Genomic DNA, 15,573 nt, shown 5'->3' on the forward strand with positions numbered 1-15,573 from the left:
CAACGGCGTAGTAACGTCAGCGCAGAAAAAGGGTAACGGAGCAGGAAAGGCCAGGTACAGGCAAAGGTCGGGGCAAAAGCGTCAGCGCAGCAAAAGGGAAAACCAGACAGCCGCCGTCCGGCAAACAGAAATAAAAAAGGCCGCTTGCGCGGCCTTTTACCTTTTCACTACTCAGTAAGCATTAGTGAGTCGGGTTGTGTTCAACCGGGTGACCTTTTTCGATTTCCGATTTGTTCTTATTAAAGCGGCGACGGACCACCACGAAGAACACCGGAACGAAGAAGATAACCAGTAAGGTCGCGGTAACCATACCACCGACCACGCCGGTACCAACGGCGTTCTGCGAACCTGAACCGGCACCGGTACTGATCGCCAGTGGCAGTACGCCGAGAATAAACGCCAGCGAGGTCATCAGGATAGGACGCAGACGCATACGACAGGCTTCCAGCGTCGACTCAACCAATCCTTTGCCCTCTTTATCCATCAGATCTTTAGCAAATTCGACGATCAGGATGGCGTTCTTCGTCGAGAGGCCAATGGTTGTCAGTAACCCCACCACAAAGTAGACGTCATTACTTAATCCACGCAGCGTAGTGAAGATCAGTGCACCGATGACCCCGAGTGGCACCACCAGCATAACGGAGAACGGAATCGACCAGCTCTCGTACAACGCCGCAAGACAGAGGAAGACCACAATCAGCGAGATGGCATACAACGCAGGTGCCTGGTTGCCTGACAGCCGTTCCTGATAGGACATTCCGGTCCAGTCATAACCGATACCGGCAGGCAGCTTCGAGGCCAGCTCTTCCATCAGATCCATTGCCGTACCGGAGCTCTTACCTGGCGCAGCCTGTCCGAGGATCTCCATCGCTGGCAGACCGTTGTAACGCTCAAGACGCGGTGAACCATATTGCCATTTTGCTGACGAGAAGGCAGAGAAGGGCACCATGGTTCCGCTGCTGTTGCGCACATACCACTTACCAATGTCGTCCGGCAGCATACGGGAATCCGCACGTCCCATTACGTACACTTTCTTCACGCGACCGCGGTCGATGAAGTCATTGACGTAAGAGCCGCCCCACGAGGCCGCCAGCGTAGTGTTGATATCACTCAGGGAAACGCCCAGTGCCTGCGCTTTCTCCTGATCGATAATCAGCTTGTACTGCGGTGTATCTTCCATGCCGTTAGGACGTACGCCGACCAGCGTATCCGGATGCTGAGCGATCATACCGAACAGCTGATTACGTGCTTCGGTGAGCTTTTCGTGACCCAGGTTATTCTGGTCAATCAGCTCAAAGTCGAAGCCGGTGGCATTACCCAGTTCGATAATCGCGGGCAGGTTGAATGGAATGACCATCGCATCTTTGATCGCGCCCAGCGCCTGCATGGCACGGCCCGCAATCGCCGGCACTTTCAGATCGCTGCTGCCACGCTCATCCCACGGCTTCAGACTGACGAAGGCGATACCGGTATTCTGTCCACGACCGGCAAAACCAAAGCCGTTAACGGTAAACACCGACTTCACCGAATCCTTCTCTTTCGTCAGGAAGTAATCGGTCACCTGGTCCAGTACTTTCTGGGTACGTTCCTGGGTTGCGCCAGCAGGCAACTGCGCCTGTGCCAGCAGCAAGCCCTGGTCCTCTTCCGGCAGGAATGAGGTCGGTAAGCGCAGGAACAGAAACGCCATGCCCACCACAATCACCAGATAGATCAGCATATAGCGGCCAGTGCTGCGAACGATATGGCCTACGCTATCCACATAGTGGTTAGTGCTCTTATCGAACATACGGTTAAACCAGCCGAAGAAACCGGTGGTCTGGCCGTGTTCGCCTTTTTTAACCGGCTTCAGCATGGTGGCACACAGCGCTGGCGTCAGAATGAACGCAACCAGCACCGACAGGGCCATCGCCGAAACGATAGTAATAGAGAACTGGCGGTAGATAACCCCGGTTGAACCCCCAAAGAAGGCCATCGGGATAAATACGGCTGCCAGCACCAGGGCGATACCGACCAGTGCGCCCTGAATCTGCTCCATTGACCGTTTGGTCGCTTCTTTAGGCGGCAGTCCCTCTTCCGCCATGACGCGCTCAACGTTCTCGACCACCACGATGGCGTCATCCACCAGCAGGCCGATAGCCAGCACCATCGCGAACATCGTCAGGGTGTTTATTGAATAGCCAAAGGCGCTGATAACGGCGAAGGTACCTAACAGCACCACCGGCACGGCGATCGTCGGGATCAGCGTGGCGCGGAAGTTCTGCAGGAACAGGTACATTACCAGGAACACCAGCACAATCGCTTCTAACAGCGTTTTCACCACTTCGAAGATGGAGATCTTCACAAATGGGGTGGTGTCATAAGGATAAACAACCTTCATACCGGCCGGGAACGTAGACTGCATCCGGGCCAGTTCAGCTTTCACCGCGTTAGCGGTATCGAGCGCATTGGCGCCGGTCGCCAGTTTGATACCGATACCGGAAGCCGGTTTGCCGTTATACCGGGCTACGATATCGTAGTTTTCAGCGCCGAGTTCAATCTTCGCCACGTCACGCAGACGCACCTGCGAGCCATCCTCATTCACCTTGAGCAGAATTTTGCCGAACTCATCGGTAGAGGTCAGACGGGTTTGCGCAATGATAGAGGCGTTCAGCTGCTGGCCTGGCACCGGTGGTGTACCACCGAGCTGACCGGCTGCTACCTGGGTATTCTGAGTATTCAGCGCACTGATCACATCAACCGGCGTCAGGTTGTAGTTGTTCAGCTTGTGCGGGTCCATCCAGATACGCATTGCGTACTGGGCACCAAACACCTGAGTGTCACCCACGCCCTTGGTACGGCTAAGCGGATCTTTGATGGTAGAGGCAATATAGTCAGAAATATCATTCTGCGTCATATTGTCATCATCACTGATGAAACCGGCCACCATCAGGAAGCTGCTGGAAGATTTTTTAACCTGAATCCCCTGCTGTTGCACTTCCTGCGGCAGTAACGGCGTCGCCAGTTGCAGTTTGTTCTGCACCTGAACCTGCGCAATATCCGGATCGGTGCCGGACTCAAACGAGATAGTCAGGGTCAGAGTACCGGATGAGTCGCTGCTCGAGGACATATACATCAGTCCGTCGATGCCGTTCATATTCTGTTCGATGACCTGGGTCACCGAATCCTGCAGTGTTTTCGCATCCGCACCTGGGTAGGTGGCCTGAATCTCAATCGCCGGCGGCGCAACATTGGGATATTGCTCGATCGGCAGTTTGAGAATCGATAGCGCACCGACCATCATGATGATGATGGCGAGCACCCACGCAAAGATGGGGCGATCGATAAAGAACTTAGCCATGAATCAACGGCTCCTGTTATGACGATGACTTATCAGACTGCGACTTTGCATCGGGCGCAGCTTTAGCATCGTCTGAGACTTCTTGTGGAGTAACCTGTGCACCCGGCTTGGCGCGTTGCAGACCGGTACTGATCACACGTTCACCTGCTTTCACACCGTCGGTCACTAACCACTTATCGCCAATTGCTTGCGTGGCGGTCACGGTACGTGATTCCACTTTATTATCCGCACCCACGACCATCACGGTCGCCTGACCGGTTGGCGTACGGGTGACCGCCTGTTGCGGTACCAGCAGCGCGCTTGGGTTGGTGCCTTCATCCAGACGGGCGCGAACAAACATGCCAGGTAACAGCACATGGTTCGGGTTCGGGAAGATGGCGCGCAGGGTAATAGAACCGGTGGTTTCATCAACGGTCACGTCAGAGAACTCCAGCGTACCCGGCTGGGCGTAGCTGCTGCCGTTCTGCATCAGTAACGTTACGTTGGCTTTGCCATCGTTCTGCTTCAGCTGACCTGACTCCAGTTCGGAACGTAAGCGCATGAAATCTTCGCTCGACTGGGTGACGTCAACGTACATCGGGTCGAGTTGTTGCACGGTGGCCAGCGCGGTGGTTTGTGCGCTCTGCACCAGCGCACCTTCGGTGACCGATGATTTGCCGATGCGGCCGCTGATAGGGGAGGTAACTTTGGTATAGGCCAGGTTAATGCGGGCCGTCTCAACGTTGGCTTTGGCGACCTGAACCGCGGCATCGTTTTGCGCGGCGGTAGCCACGGCAGTGTCATAATCCTGCTGACTGATATATTTGGTGCCCAGCAGCGGCTTATAACGTTTAACGGTCAGTTGAGCGATACGGGCATTGGCTTCTGCCTGCACCAGATCGCCTTTTGCGCTGTCATAAGCGGCCTGGTAGGTTGCAGGATCGATCTGATAAAGCGACTGACCCGCTTTGACATCGCTGCCTTCAATAAAATTACGCTTCAGAATGATACCGGAAACCTGAGGACGGACTTCAGCCACGCGATATGCAGAGGTACGGCCAGGCAGTTCGGTGGAAATTTTCAGCGGTTCGGCTTTTAAGGTGACAACGCCCACTTCTGGCGCCTGTTGTTGGGCGGCTTGTTCGGATTTATTGTTATCACATCCTGTTAACAAAAAGCTGCCTGATAGCATCAGGACGGCCGCCAGAGGCGATAATCCTCTGATTTTATTCATAAATAAACCTCTAGTGTCCGATATCAATTGATCAATGGATCACAATCCGAAGAACCCATTGCTGCGTCAAATCGCGGGTCATGCTATGGTACATACATTCACAAATGTATGTAAACTTACACGTCTGTAAAAAAAGCCCCCTATGGCACGAAAAACCAAAGCGCAAGCACTTGAAACACGGCATCAAATTCTCGATGCCGCCGTCATCCTGTTTTCACAACAGGGCGTTTCTGCCACTTCACTGGCGGATATTGCTTCAGCGGCCAGCGTCACGCGGGGAGCCATCTACTGGCATTTCAAAAACAAAGCTGATGTTTTGCATGAAATCTGGCTTCGCTGTGATGCCGGGCTGGATAATGTGGAACTTGAGTATCAAACAAAATATCCCGGCGATCCACTCTCTGTTTTACGCGCCATGTTGGTCTATATCTTTGACGCAACAGCAAACGATCCGCAACGCCGCGCACTGATGGAGATTATTTTCCATAAATGCGAGTTTGTTGGCGAGATGGCGGCGCTGAAGAATATCCAGCAGAGCTTACTGCTCGAATGCTACGACAAAATTGAAGATGTGCTGCGTCAGTGCATCGAAGCGGAACAGCTTCCGGGTAGCCTCAATACCCGCCAGGCGGCGCTGATTATGCGCGGTTACGTTAATGGCATGATGGAAAGCTGGCTGTTTACGCCAGAAAGTTTCGATTTAGCCGGCGATGCGCCTGCGCTGGTGGATGCCTTTATCGATATGCTTCGCCTCAGCCCGACCCTGACCGCCCGCGGCTAAGGCGGTGGCTGGCAGTCACGTTTGTTCTCAAAATCGCGCTGCACTATTGCCAGCGCCGACAGCACGGTTTCAACCGGCAACTGATGCTCTTCCAGTAACTGAATCAGATCCACCGCCAGTTTAACGTCATCCGGGGCATTCTCCAGTGACATCTCTCCTCCTATATACGCAGTTTCGCTGCCACCAGCAGCATTAACAGGGAACCGGCAATCGCCATGCCTAATGCGCCGATGTGCAGCGTCGCCAGGCTACCCAGTTCAAAATAGCTGGCAATGTATCCGCCAATCAGCGCGCCAATCATCGACAGCGTCAGAGTCGCAAACAGGCCACCCGGCCGGCCCGGCATCACGATGCGTTTAAGCAACCCTAACAGCAATCCGCAGAGTAGCCAGATCAGTAAACCCATTATTTTTCTCCGTGCCGAACCCTATCGAGTATAGAAGCGCTTTTTTGCCGCTGCGCTTTATTCCTCCTGCTGACCGCCGCGCAGCGATAATGCCCATTCTACCGAGCGAATCGCCTGCCGACAGCGTGCCAGACGGCCCTCTAATGTCTCCAGATCCTGCTTCAGCTGATGCTGAACCGCCAGCGTTTCCGCCAGCGCCAGTCGCTGTTCGCGCTGATCAATCATCGCCAGCAGCCGCCGCTCATATTCACGATATTCCTGATATTTGACGGCGCGAGGATTGCTCAGTGGCTTTTCACGCCGGGTACGCAGCTGCTGGGTGCTCGCTTCACGTTGCAATGCCGCCACCTGATCGACCAGTCGTTCGGCCAGCCAGGCGCTACGGACCAGATCGCTGGCGCTGTCGCATAGCCGGGTAAAATTCTGCTCCACCTCAGCCAGATAGTCGGCGAGGCGGGTTCCTTTGGTGCGGAACAGCTGACTGTCGAAGCGCGGCAGGCGACAGTGTCCGTCGGGATGTGCCGCGATATCCTGACGTAGCGCAATAAGTGCCTGCTGCAGACGCTGTTGTGCGGAGATCGCGCTCATGCCGTCAGGCTCCGTTGTGCTAACGTAGGCGGATGAGGAAAGAGTTGGGCGGCATTCATGCAACGCATTCTGTTATTAACCCTCGGCTGGCTGGCGATTATGCTGGGGACCCTGGGCATTGTATTACCATTATTACCTACCACGCCATTTATGCTGTTGGCCGCCTGGTGCTTTGCCCGCTCATCGCCGCGCTTTCATCACTGGCTGCTGTGGCGCTCGCCGTTCGGGCGTTATCTGCGCCACTGGCAGCAGCATCGCGCCATGCCGCCCGGTGCGAAAGGGCGCGCTATCTGCCTGATTGTGGTGACTTTTGCCATTTCAATTGCGCTGGTCCATCTGTGGTGGATACGGATTCTGCTGCTGGTGATGCTGACGATACTGCTGCTGTTTATGTGGCGGATTCCGGTGGTGTCAGAAACAGCGGATGCGCCGCCACCGCCGCGATAAAGTTGCATTTATCCGGTCATTTGCTTAGATTTGGGCGTCTTCGTGCGTGGCTTCCCTTTGTGAATTGACTTCCGCTGAGCCTTTTACCAGGTATTGGCGCTATTGAAGCTGCGCGAAACAGAATTTTTTACCAGGCGTATCATTATGACCGACACTGCGCAGCAGCTTGAATTCATTAAAAACAGCATTAAAAGCATTCCTGATTATCCGAAGCCGGGCATCCTGTTTCGTGACGTGACCAGTCTGCTGGAAGATCCTAAAGCCTATGCCGCGTCAATTGCGCTGCTGGTTGAGCGCTATCGTGATAAAGGCATCACTAAAGTGGTCGGCACCGAAGCGCGCGGTTTTCTGTTCGGCGCGCCAGTGGCGTTAGGGTTGGGCGTAGGGTTTGTCCCGGTGCGTAAGCCGGGTAAGCTACCGCGTGAAACCTACAGCGAGGCTTACGAGCTGGAGTACGGCACCGATCGGCTGGAACTGCACAAAGATGCGATTCAGCCGGGCGACGTGGTGCTGGTGGTGGACGATCTGCTGGCGACCGGCGGCACCATTGAAGCCACCGTCAAACTGATTCGTCGCGCAGGCGGCGAAGTCCGGGATGCCGCTTTCATTATTAACCTGTTCGATCTGACCGGTGAAACGCGTCTGAAAGCCCTCGGTGTTGAGAGCTACAGCCTGGTCAATTTCCCCGGCCATTAAGCCTTTTTTCGACCCTGTCATGCGGCAGGGTCGTCACGCCTTCTCGTTCAAGATAACGAGTGCCAGGCAAAAGCGTAGCTGTTAGACTACTGCAATCCTGTACAGGGGTTGCAGAGCGTCTGCGCTCATCTTTTCCATCCAACTTCGTCGAATCCACATGAGCTATCAGGTACTTGCGCGAAAATGGCGTCCCCAGGCTTTTGCTGATGTTGTCGGTCAGGAACATGTTCTGACGGCGCTGGCGAATGGATTGTCTCTGGGACGTATCCACCATGCATATCTCTTCTCCGGCACACGCGGCGTAGGGAAAACCACCATTGCGCGTCTGCTGGCTAAGGGCCTTAACTGCGAAACCGGAATCACCGCCACGCCCTGTGGACAGTGTGATAATTGCCGGGAGATCGAGCAGGGCCGTTTTGTCGATCTGATCGAGATCGATGCCGCGTCGCGTACCAAAGTCGAAGACACCCGCGATCTGCTCGACAATGTGCAGTACGCACCGGCGCGCGGCCGCTTCAAAGTCTATCTGATTGATGAAGTACACATGCTGTCGCGCCACAGCTTCAATGCGTTGCTGAAAACGCTGGAAGAGCCACCGTCACACGTTAAATTTTTGCTGGCGACCACCGATCCGCAGAAACTGCCGGTGACGATCCTCTCCCGCTGCCTGCAGTTTCATCTCAAAGCGCTGGATGTCGATCAGATCCGTCAGCAGCTTGAGCATGTTCTGCAGCAGGAGCAGATCGACAGCGAAACGCGGGCGCTGCAGTTGCTGGCCCGCGCCGCTGACGGCAGTATGCGTGATGCCCTGAGTCTCACCGATCAGGCGATCGCGATGGGGCAGGGTGCCGTGACCAGCACCACGGTCAGCGCCATGCTCGGCACGCTGGACGACGAGCAGCCGCTCGGCCTGCTGGAAGCGCTGGTCGATGGTGATGGTCAACAGGTGATGTCGCTGCTGAGTCAGGCCGCATCGCGCGGCGTGGAGTGGGAAGCGCTGCTGGTTGAAATGCTGCGCTTACTGCACCAGATTGCGATGGTGCAACTGCTGCCAACCTCGCTGAACGACGATGACGAAAGCAACGCGCTCAGGCTGCGTGAGCTGGCGCGCGTGGTGCCGCCTGCCGATCTGCAGCTCTATTATCAGACCTTACTGATGGGCCGCAAAGATCTGCCGATTGCGCCCGATCGCCGGATGGGCGTAGAGATGACGCTGCTGCGCGCACTGGCGTTTCATCCCAAAGCTGCGGTGGCTGAACCGATTGCCCGCCCGGCGTTAACCCAGCAATCAGCGCCGGTACCACCGACGGAACAGCCGCCGTCACCGCAGGCCGCGGCGCAGCCCCGCCCCTCGGTAGCGCCGTCGCAATCCTCTGCGACGTCACCGCCATCGCCAGTGCGTACGGCAGCACCATCTTCTTCAGCACCGTCACCGGCGGCACAGCAGCCGGTCGCGGCACAGCCGCAGATGGCCGCGCCGGAGCCGGTGCCACAGTCACCGACCGTTGCGCCAGCGCCGACCGCCGATAGCGCGCTTTCCAGTTCCACCAGTCAGCTCCTGCAGGCGCGCACCCAGTTGTTGCGTCAGGGAGCGAACAAACCAAAAAAGAGTGAGCCGGCGGCGCCAGGTGCGCGGCCGGCCAACTCCGCGCTGGAGCGGCTGGCCTCGGTTACCGAGCGCAGCCAGCAGCGTATCCGCGAGCGGGAGCCTGCGGCACCGGTAAAAGAAGAGGCCTATCGCTGGAAAGCGCAGACTCAGCCGGTGGTGGTGGCCGAACCGGTCGCCACGCCAAAGGCCTTGCGTTCTGCGCTGGAGCATGAGAAAACCCCTGAGCTGGCGGCGCGCCTGGCGGAAGAAGCCCAGCAGCGCGATCCCTGGGCGGCGGAAATTGCCGCTCTGCCGTTGCCTAAGCTGGTGCAGCAGCTGGCGCTGAACGCATGGAAAGAGACCACCGAAACCGGGGTTATCCTGCATCTGCGTTCCAGCCAGCGCCACCTCAATTCGGCGTCCGCTCAGCAGGTGTTGAGTGCCGCCCTGAGTGAAGCCGCCGGGCAGGGAGTTGAACTCTCGGTGGTTGAAGACGATAATTCAACGGTGTTGACGCCACTGGAGTGGCGTCAGGCCATTTACGAAGAGAAGCTGGCGCAGGCGCGTCAGTCGATCACCTGTGATACCCACATTCAGACGTTACAGCGGTTTTTTGACGCCGATCTGGATGAGGAGAGTATCCGACCTGTTTGAACACGCTGCCGCTATCTCAACGATAGCGTTGTGGCCTCAGCTGAGAGAGAAAACTATGTTTGGTGGTAAAGGCGGATTGGGCAACCTGATGAAACAGGCCCAGCAGATGCAGGACAAAATGGCTAAGGTTCAGGAAGAGATCGCCGCGCTGGAAGTGACCGGTGAATCAGGCGCAGGCCTGGTGAAGGTTACCATCAACGGTGCGCACAACTGCCGCCGCGTGGAAGTCGATCCCAGCCTGCTGGAAGATGACAAAGATATGCTGGAAGATCTGATCGCTGCGGCGTTCAACGATGCCGCACGCCGCATTGATGAAACCCAGAAAGAGAAGATGGCTTCTGTCTCCTCCGGTATGCAGCTGCCACCAGGCTTCAAGATGCCGTTCTGATGCAAACCAGCCCACTGCTTGAATCACTGATGGAGTCGCTGCGCTGTCTGCCCGGCGTTGGGCCGAAATCGGCGCAGCGCATGGCGTTTCAGCTGCTGCAACGCGATCGCAGCGGCGGGATGCGCCTGGCACAGGCGCTGACCCGGGCGATGTCAGAGATCGGTCACTGTGCCGATTGCCGTACCTTCACCGAGCAGGAGATCTGCACCATCTGCGCCAATCCTCGGCGTCAGCAGAATGGACTGATCTGTGTGGTGGAGAGTCCGGCGGATATTCACGCCATTGAGCAAACGGGCCAGTTTGCCGGTCGTTACTTTGTGCTGATGGGACACCTGTCGCCGCTGGATGGCATTGGTCCGGCCGATATCGGTCTGGATCGCCTGGAGCAGCGGCTGGAGAGTGAAACCATTCAGGAAGTGATCCTCGCCACCAATCCCACGGTGGAAGGGGAAGCGACCGCCAACTACATTGCAGAGCTGTGCGGTCAGTATGGCGTTGACGCCAGCCGCATCGCCCACGGTGTCCCGGTTGGCGGTGAGCTGGAGATGGTCGATGGCACCACGCTGTCCCATTCACTGGCCGGACGTCACAAGATTAAATTTTAATCACTTGCCGGTGTTGTGACAGACACCGGCTTGAAAACCTCGCCGTCATCCCCACATCAACCTCAACGTTTGTTCAACCTGTTTTGTTGAGGTAGCAATGACCATGAAAGGACAAGAGACCCGTGGCTTTCAGTCAGAAGTAAAACAACTTCTGCACCTGATGATCCATTCTCTCTATTCAAACAAAGAGATTTTCCTGCGTGAGCTGATTTCCAACGCCTCGGATGCGGCAGACAAACTGCGTTTCCGTGCGCTGTCCGATGCCAGCCTGTATGAAGGTGACGGCGAACTGCGCGTCCGTCTCTCTGTTGACAAGGACAACCGCACCCTGACGCTGAGCGACAACGGTATCGGTATGCGTCGCGACGAGGTGATTGAGAACCTCGGGACCATCGCCAAATCGGGCACCAAAGCGTTTCTGGAATCACTGGGTTCCGATCAGGCCAAAGACAGCCAGCTGATTGGTCAGTTCGGGGTCGGCTTCTACTCCGCATTTATCGTGGCGGATAAGGTCACGGTTCGCACCCGTGCAGCCGGTGCGTCAGCTGACGAAGGCGTTTACTGGGAATCGGCGGGTGAGGGCGAATATACCCTGGCTGATATCGAGAAAGCCGATCGCGGCACCGAAATTACCCTGCACCTGCGCGAAGGTGAAGATGAGTTCCTCGACGCGTGGCGCGTTCGCAGCATCATCAGCAAATATTCCGATCACATTGCGCTGCCGGTTGAAATCGAAAGCAAAGATGAAGAGAGCGGCAGCACCAGCTGGGAAAAAATCAACAAAGCCCAGGCGCTGTGGACCCGCAACAAGTCTGAGATCAGCGACGAAGAGTACCACGAGTTCTACAAGCACATTGCCCATGACTTCAGCGATCCGGTCGCCTGGAGCCACAACCGTGTGGAAGGCAAGCAGGAGTACACCAGCCTGCTCTACATCCCGGCGCGTGCCCCGTTCGATATGTGGAACCGCGATCACAAGCACGGCCTGAAACTCTACGTACAGCGCGTCTTTATCATGGACGACGCCGAGCAGTTCATGCCGAACTACCTGCGCTTTGTGCGCGGTCTGATCGACTCTAACGATCTGCCACTGAACGTCTCCCGTGAGATCCTGCAGGATAGCCGTGTGACCCAGAGCCTGCGCGGCGCGCTGACCAAACGCACCCTGCAGATGCTGGAAAAACTGGCGAAAGACGACAGCGAAAAATATCAGACCTTCTGGAAAGAGTTCGGTCTGGTGCTGAAAGAGGGGCCGGCAGAAGATCACGCTAACCAGGAAGCGATTGCTAAACTGCTGCGCTTTGCCACCACCCAGAGCGAAGGCGCGGCGCAAACCGTTTCGCTGGAGGATTACGTCAGCCGGATGGTGGAAGGTCAGGAGAAGATTTACTACATCACCGCAGACAGCTATGCGGCCGCGAAGAGCAGCCCGCATCTTGAGCTGTTCCGCAAGAAAGGTATTGAAGTGCTGCTGCTCTCCGATCGTATCGATGAGTGGATGATGAGCTACCTGACGGAGTTCGACGGTAAAACCTTCCAGTCGGTGAGCAAAGCCGATGAGTCGCTGAGCAAGCTGGCGGATGAAGAGACCGAAGAGCAGAAAGAGGCGGAAAAAGCGCTGGAGCCGTTTGTTGAGCGGGTGAAAACGCTGCTGGGCGAGCGGGTGAAAGAGGTGCGTCTGACCCATCGTCTGACCGACACACCAGCCATCGTTACCACCGATGCCAACGAAATGACCACCCAGATGGCGAAGCTGTTTGCCGCCGCCGGTCAGGACGTGCCGGAAGTGAAGTATATCTTCGAGATCAACCCGGATCATTCGCTGGTGAAACGCGTGGCGGAGACCGAAGATGAAACCCGCTTCGGCGAGTGGATCGAACTGCTGCTGGATCAGGCGCTGCTGGCTGAGCGCGGCACCCTCGACGATCCGAACCAGTTTATCCGTCGCATGAACCAGCTGCTGACAGCATAATGACAACAGGCCGGTGGTTTTCATCGGCCTGAATGCAGATATCCTGCTCCCATCGCATTGCCGCTGACGCCGTTCAGCGCTGAGTGTGAGCGGGCTTTCAGGGTTAAAAAGCAGTGAATTTATCAGTTCTCTGAAGCCGGTGATCATCACCGGCTTTTTTATGGCTGCGCAGCCTCACGCAGCCAGTCGCGGAACAGGCTGATGGCCGGATCGTGACGCCGGCTCTGTTTGGTCATCATCCAGGTGGCCCGTTCAACCCGGACAAACCCGAGCGGTGCCATCAGAGTGCCATCTTCCAGCTCCTGCCGGACCAGCAGGCGCGGCGCCATTAATATCCCCAGCCCACTGCGTGCCGCCTGAATACCCAGCGTCAGGCTGTCGAAATGCTTACCGCCGCTAAAATCGCCACTGACGCCCGCTTTTTCCGCCCACTCTCTCCAGGCGTGCAGGCGCGTATCAGCATGCAGCAGCGGCAGGGCGGAGAGATCGCTGCCGTTTTGCAACTGGCTGGCAAACTGCGGCGCGCACAGCGGACCGATCTCATCTTCACTGACCAGCGTGGCGTCAATGTCATCCTCAGGCGGTTCGCCGTGGCTCAGGATCAGCACATCGATATGTTCACTGCGCAACTGCGATACCGCGGTCAGCGGCTGAAAGCGGATCTCAATTTCCGGGTAACGCTGGTAGAAGCTGGCGATGCGCGGAATCAGCCACTGTGATAAAAAACTGGGGGCGCAGGAGAGGCTGATATGCTGGCGCAGGTCGGTACGAATGGTTTCGCAACTGCTGAGTAATTCACTGAACGCCTGATGGCAGCTCAGCAGCAAACGTTCACCGTGTGAGGTTAACTTTACCCGGCCGTTGCCGCGGACAAACAGCGGCTTACCCATCCAGCTCTCCAGCTGCCGAACCTGGTGGCTGATCGCACTGTGCGTAACGTGCAGCCGATCCGCCGCCACGCTAAAGCTGCTGTGTAATGCCGCCTGGTGGAAATAGTGCAGCGCTCTCAGCGGTGGCAGTCCGGTCATCCTCATCCCCTGTTTAAAAATCTAACAGCGATTGTTCATTTATATCATTTTAAAGTCCAGCCGCATTCCCCTACTCTACAGGGCAGATTCTGGCGGGTTGACTCAGCCCACTATCTGTGTTTTTTCCGGCGATTCCGCCTCACTTCGCGCTCCGCTACCTCGCAACATAACTAAAACGAGACAACCATGGCACACGCCCCTTCTTCCTCTGCCACGCCGTCAGAGACGCGCGACCGTCTGCGCCTGGCGCTGTCACGTTTTTACAAGCTGGAGCAGTTTGATCTTTTCTTCGCCCCTTCGCTGCATGTGGCACGGGTGCTGCTGTCGCAGCTGTTTCTGCGCCAGGAGCAGGCGCGCAATCAGACCCGCTATGCCTCCCACTATCCGGTGACCGAACTTAACGTGCTGCCGGCAATTCCACTGATGGCCGGCAACATCATGCTGGTACCGCACGTCGATCTGCCGAACGGCCGGGTTCGCCCGCTGCGCGATTGCCAGAATCAGGGCGTCACTGAGGCGAGCGAAAGTTTTGCCAGCGTGCTGCACCATAACCTGATCGATGATGCGCATCTGTTTGTCACCCGGCTGGATCGTCATGCCGAGATCTGTGGCGATCTGGTGCTGGTGGCGCTGCGCACCTGTGACTTCAGTACCCTGGTGCGCAGTGAACTGCGTCTGTTTGAGCAGGGACTGACTCTGACGGCGGTTAACCACGCGCTGCGGCGCTTTGACGATCCGCAGTGGCGGCCATACAACGCCGCTACCGTGGATGCGCTGTCGCTTGCTGGTCCGCCGGTGCTGCACTCCAGCCACCAGCCAGGTTTACCCTTTGCCAGCTTTAGCGTGCCGCCGGCAATCATCACCAGCCTGTGTGACGCAGAGGATGTGGTGAAATGGCCGCAGCAGGCGCGGCTGCAGCTCAATGCCAACGTGCGCGGCAGCGGTAAAAAGAGCATCAATATGACTCATCAGTTGGGTAAGCGATTGCAGGTGTTGTTTGGCGCTGGCGGTAAATCTGAAAAAGGCGCGGGCAGGTCGACAGGCGCTGTTATCGGGCCGGAAAGGCAGTAAAGTAGCCGGGTGCGATCCGCGCCCTTCCTTGTGATGAGCGGGTCATAATGGTATGTTCTTCGCCTTCTAAGATAGATCAATGCGATTCGCAAGGGGATTTACGCAATGCGTATTATTCTGCTCGGAGCTCCGGGCGCAGGTAAGGGGACTCAGGCCCAATTCATCATGGAGAAGTACGGCATTCCGCAAATCTCCACCGGCGACATGTTGCGTGCAGCGGTAAAAGCGGGCAGCGAGCTGGGCAACCAGGCGAAAGCCATTATGGATGCTGGCAAACTGGTAACCGATGAGCTGGTGATTGCGCTGGTTAAAGAGCGTATCACTCAGGAAGACTGCAAAAACGGTTTCCTGCTGGACGGTTTCCCGCGCACCATTCCTCAGGCGGATGCAATGAAAGAAGCCGGGATCACCGTGGATCACGTGCTGGAGTTCGCGGTACCGGACGAACTGATTGTTGAGCGTATCGTTGGCCGTCGTGTTCACGCGCCATCAGGCCGCGTTTACCACGTCACTTTCAATCCACCCAAAGTGGAAGGCAAAGATGACGTGACCGGCGAAGAGCTGACCACCCGTAAAGACGATCAGGAAGAGACCGTGCGTAAGCGCCTGGTGGAATACCATCAGATGACCGCGCCGTTAATTGCTTACTACAGCAAAGAAGCGGAAGCAGGCCACACGGCTTATCACAAAATCGACGGCACCCGTAAGGTGACCGAAGTAAGCGCTGAGCTGGCGAAGATCCTCGGCTAAGCGTATCGGGGCCGGTATTACTGGCCCCTTTTGCAGTAATTGCTTTTAC

15 protein-coding genes and 1 other annotated feature are annotated in these 15,573 nt (G+C 56.7%); of the genes, 9 read left to right on the forward strand and 6 right to left on the reverse strand.

Annotated features, from left to right (window positions below; genetic code table 11):
* Window positions 1-181: 181 nt before the first annotated feature.
* Window positions 182-3,337, reverse strand: a complete 3,156-nt coding sequence (locus WFK59_RS00895) for an efflux RND transporter permease subunit (protein WP_233985095.1) — start codon at window positions 3,335-3,337, stop codon at window positions 182-184.
* A gap of 16 nt (window positions 3,338-3,353) precedes the next feature.
* Window positions 3,354-4,550 (reverse strand): efflux RND transporter periplasmic adaptor subunit, encoded by a 1,197-nt coding sequence (locus WFK59_RS00900; protein ID WP_233985094.1) that lies wholly within the window; start codon window positions 4,548-4,550, stop codon window positions 3,354-3,356.
* Between the two features lie 142 nt (window positions 4,551-4,692).
* Between WFK59_RS00900 and acrR the strand changes: the two genes are divergently transcribed.
* On the forward strand, window positions 4,693-5,331 hold the full coding sequence (acrR, locus tag WFK59_RS00905; RefSeq protein ID WP_094122029.1) for a multidrug efflux transporter transcriptional repressor AcrR: 639 nt from the start codon (window positions 4,693-4,695) through the stop codon (window positions 5,329-5,331).
* On the opposite strand, the gene rsmS is transcribed toward acrR, so the two are convergent.
* From rsmS to priC, 3 genes are read right to left on the reverse strand one after another with little or no spacing between them, the layout of a single operon-like run.
* Entirely contained in the window at window positions 5,328-5,483 is a 156-nt protein-coding gene (gene rsmS, locus WFK59_RS00910; protein WP_336754806.1) for a pleiotropic regulatory protein RsmS, read from the reverse strand. The genes acrR and rsmS overlap by 4 nt on opposite strands.
* An 8-nt stretch (window positions 5,484-5,491) precedes the next feature.
* Entirely contained in the window at window positions 5,492-5,737 is a 246-nt protein-coding gene (locus tag WFK59_RS00915) for a GlsB/YeaQ/YmgE family stress response membrane protein (RefSeq protein ID WP_094122031.1), read from the reverse strand.
* A 57-nt stretch (window positions 5,738-5,794) separates the two neighbouring features.
* Entirely contained in the window at window positions 5,795-6,325 is a 531-nt protein-coding gene (gene priC, locus WFK59_RS00920) for a primosomal replication protein PriC (RefSeq protein WP_233985092.1), read from the reverse strand.
* 57 nt (window positions 6,326-6,382) lie between these two features.
* On the opposite strand from priC, the gene WFK59_RS00925 reads away from it, so the two are divergent.
* From WFK59_RS00925 to htpG, 6 genes are all read left to right on the forward strand, one after another.
* Entirely contained in the window at window positions 6,383-6,772 is a 390-nt protein-coding gene (locus WFK59_RS00925) for a DUF454 family protein (protein ID WP_233985091.1), read from the forward strand.
* Window positions 6,773-6,916: 144 nt separating this feature from the next.
* Window positions 6,917-7,468, forward strand: a complete 552-nt coding sequence (apt, locus tag WFK59_RS00930) for an adenine phosphoribosyltransferase (RefSeq protein ID WP_233985090.1) — start codon at window positions 6,917-6,919, stop codon at window positions 7,466-7,468.
* A gap of 157 nt (window positions 7,469-7,625) precedes the next feature.
* Window positions 7,626-9,710 carry a DNA polymerase III subunit gamma/tau gene (dnaX, locus tag WFK59_RS00935; RefSeq protein WP_336754807.1) on the forward strand — a complete coding sequence of 695 codons (2,085 nt, stop codon included), beginning with the start codon at window positions 7,626-7,628 and terminating at the stop codon, window positions 9,708-9,710.
* Window positions 9,052-9,113 (forward strand) — a sequence feature (DnaX frameshifting element). (Overlaps the previous gene by 62 nt.)
* 55 nt (window positions 9,711-9,765) lie before the next feature.
* A complete protein-coding gene (locus WFK59_RS00940) occupies window positions 9,766-10,098 on the forward strand; it encodes a YbaB/EbfC family nucleoid-associated protein (protein WP_094121390.1) in 333 nt (110 codons plus the stop codon).
* Entirely contained in the window at window positions 10,098-10,703 is a 606-nt protein-coding gene (gene recR, locus WFK59_RS00945; protein WP_031377861.1) for a recombination mediator RecR, read from the forward strand. The genes WFK59_RS00940 and recR overlap by 1 nt, the downstream gene beginning before the upstream one ends.
* Before the next feature lie 97 nt (window positions 10,704-10,800).
* Entirely contained in the window at window positions 10,801-12,675 is a 1,875-nt protein-coding gene (gene htpG / locus WFK59_RS00950) for a molecular chaperone HtpG (protein ID WP_233985088.1), read from the forward strand.
* A gap of 158 nt (window positions 12,676-12,833) precedes the next feature.
* On the opposite strand, the gene WFK59_RS00955 is transcribed toward htpG, so the two are convergent.
* Window positions 12,834-13,703, reverse strand: coding sequence for a LysR substrate-binding domain-containing protein (locus WFK59_RS00955; protein WP_336754808.1), 870 nt, complete (start codon window positions 13,701-13,703; stop codon window positions 12,834-12,836).
* 186 nt (window positions 13,704-13,889) lie between these two features.
* On the opposite strand from WFK59_RS00955, the gene WFK59_RS00960 reads away from it, so the two are divergent.
* Entirely contained in the window at window positions 13,890-14,774 is an 885-nt protein-coding gene (locus WFK59_RS00960; RefSeq protein ID WP_233985086.1) for a DUF6024 family protein, read from the forward strand.
* Between the two features lie 105 nt (window positions 14,775-14,879).
* Window positions 14,880-15,524, forward strand: coding sequence for an adenylate kinase (gene adk / locus WFK59_RS00965; protein ID WP_233985085.1), 645 nt, complete (start codon window positions 14,880-14,882; stop codon window positions 15,522-15,524).
* Window positions 15,525-15,573: the final 49 nt, after the last annotated feature.

It is taken from the genome of Pantoea sp. USHLN298, assembly GCF_037149395.1.
GTDB lineage: Bacteria > Pseudomonadota > Gammaproteobacteria > Enterobacterales > Enterobacteriaceae > Pantoea > Pantoea astica.

Coding starts and splice junctions, on each gene's coding strand:
- WFK59_RS00895 (WP_233985095.1), bottom strand. CDS start 3,337: ATGGCTAAGTTCTTTATCGATCGCCCCATCTTTGCGTGGGTGCTCGCC.
- WFK59_RS00900 (WP_233985094.1), bottom strand. CDS start 4,550: ATGAATAAAATCAGAGGATTATCGCCTCTGGCGGCCGTCCTGATGCTA.
- acrR (WP_094122029.1), top strand. CDS start 4,693: ATGGCACGAAAAACCAAAGCGCAAGCACTTGAAACACGGCATCAAATT.
- rsmS (WP_336754806.1), bottom strand. CDS start 5,483: ATGTCACTGGAGAATGCCCCGGATGACGTTAAACTGGCGGTGGATCTG.
- WFK59_RS00915 (WP_094122031.1), bottom strand. CDS start 5,737: ATGGGTTTACTGATCTGGCTACTCTGCGGATTGCTGTTAGGGTTGCTT.
- priC (WP_233985092.1), bottom strand. CDS start 6,325: ATGAGCGCGATCTCCGCACAACAGCGTCTGCAGCAGGCACTTATTGCG.
- WFK59_RS00925 (WP_233985091.1), top strand. CDS start 6,383: ATGCAACGCATTCTGTTATTAACCCTCGGCTGGCTGGCGATTATGCTG.
- apt (WP_233985090.1), top strand. CDS start 6,917: ATGACCGACACTGCGCAGCAGCTTGAATTCATTAAAAACAGCATTAAA.
- dnaX (WP_336754807.1), top strand. CDS start 7,626: ATGAGCTATCAGGTACTTGCGCGAAAATGGCGTCCCCAGGCTTTTGCT.
- WFK59_RS00940 (WP_094121390.1), top strand. CDS start 9,766: ATGTTTGGTGGTAAAGGCGGATTGGGCAACCTGATGAAACAGGCCCAG.
- recR (WP_031377861.1), top strand. CDS start 10,098: ATGCAAACCAGCCCACTGCTTGAATCACTGATGGAGTCGCTGCGCTGT.
- htpG (WP_233985088.1), top strand. CDS start 10,801: ATGACCATGAAAGGACAAGAGACCCGTGGCTTTCAGTCAGAAGTAAAA.
- WFK59_RS00955 (WP_336754808.1), bottom strand. CDS start 13,703: ATGACCGGACTGCCACCGCTGAGAGCGCTGCACTATTTCCACCAGGCG.
- WFK59_RS00960 (WP_233985086.1), top strand. CDS start 13,890: ATGGCACACGCCCCTTCTTCCTCTGCCACGCCGTCAGAGACGCGCGAC.
- adk (WP_233985085.1), top strand. CDS start 14,880: ATGCGTATTATTCTGCTCGGAGCTCCGGGCGCAGGTAAGGGGACTCAG.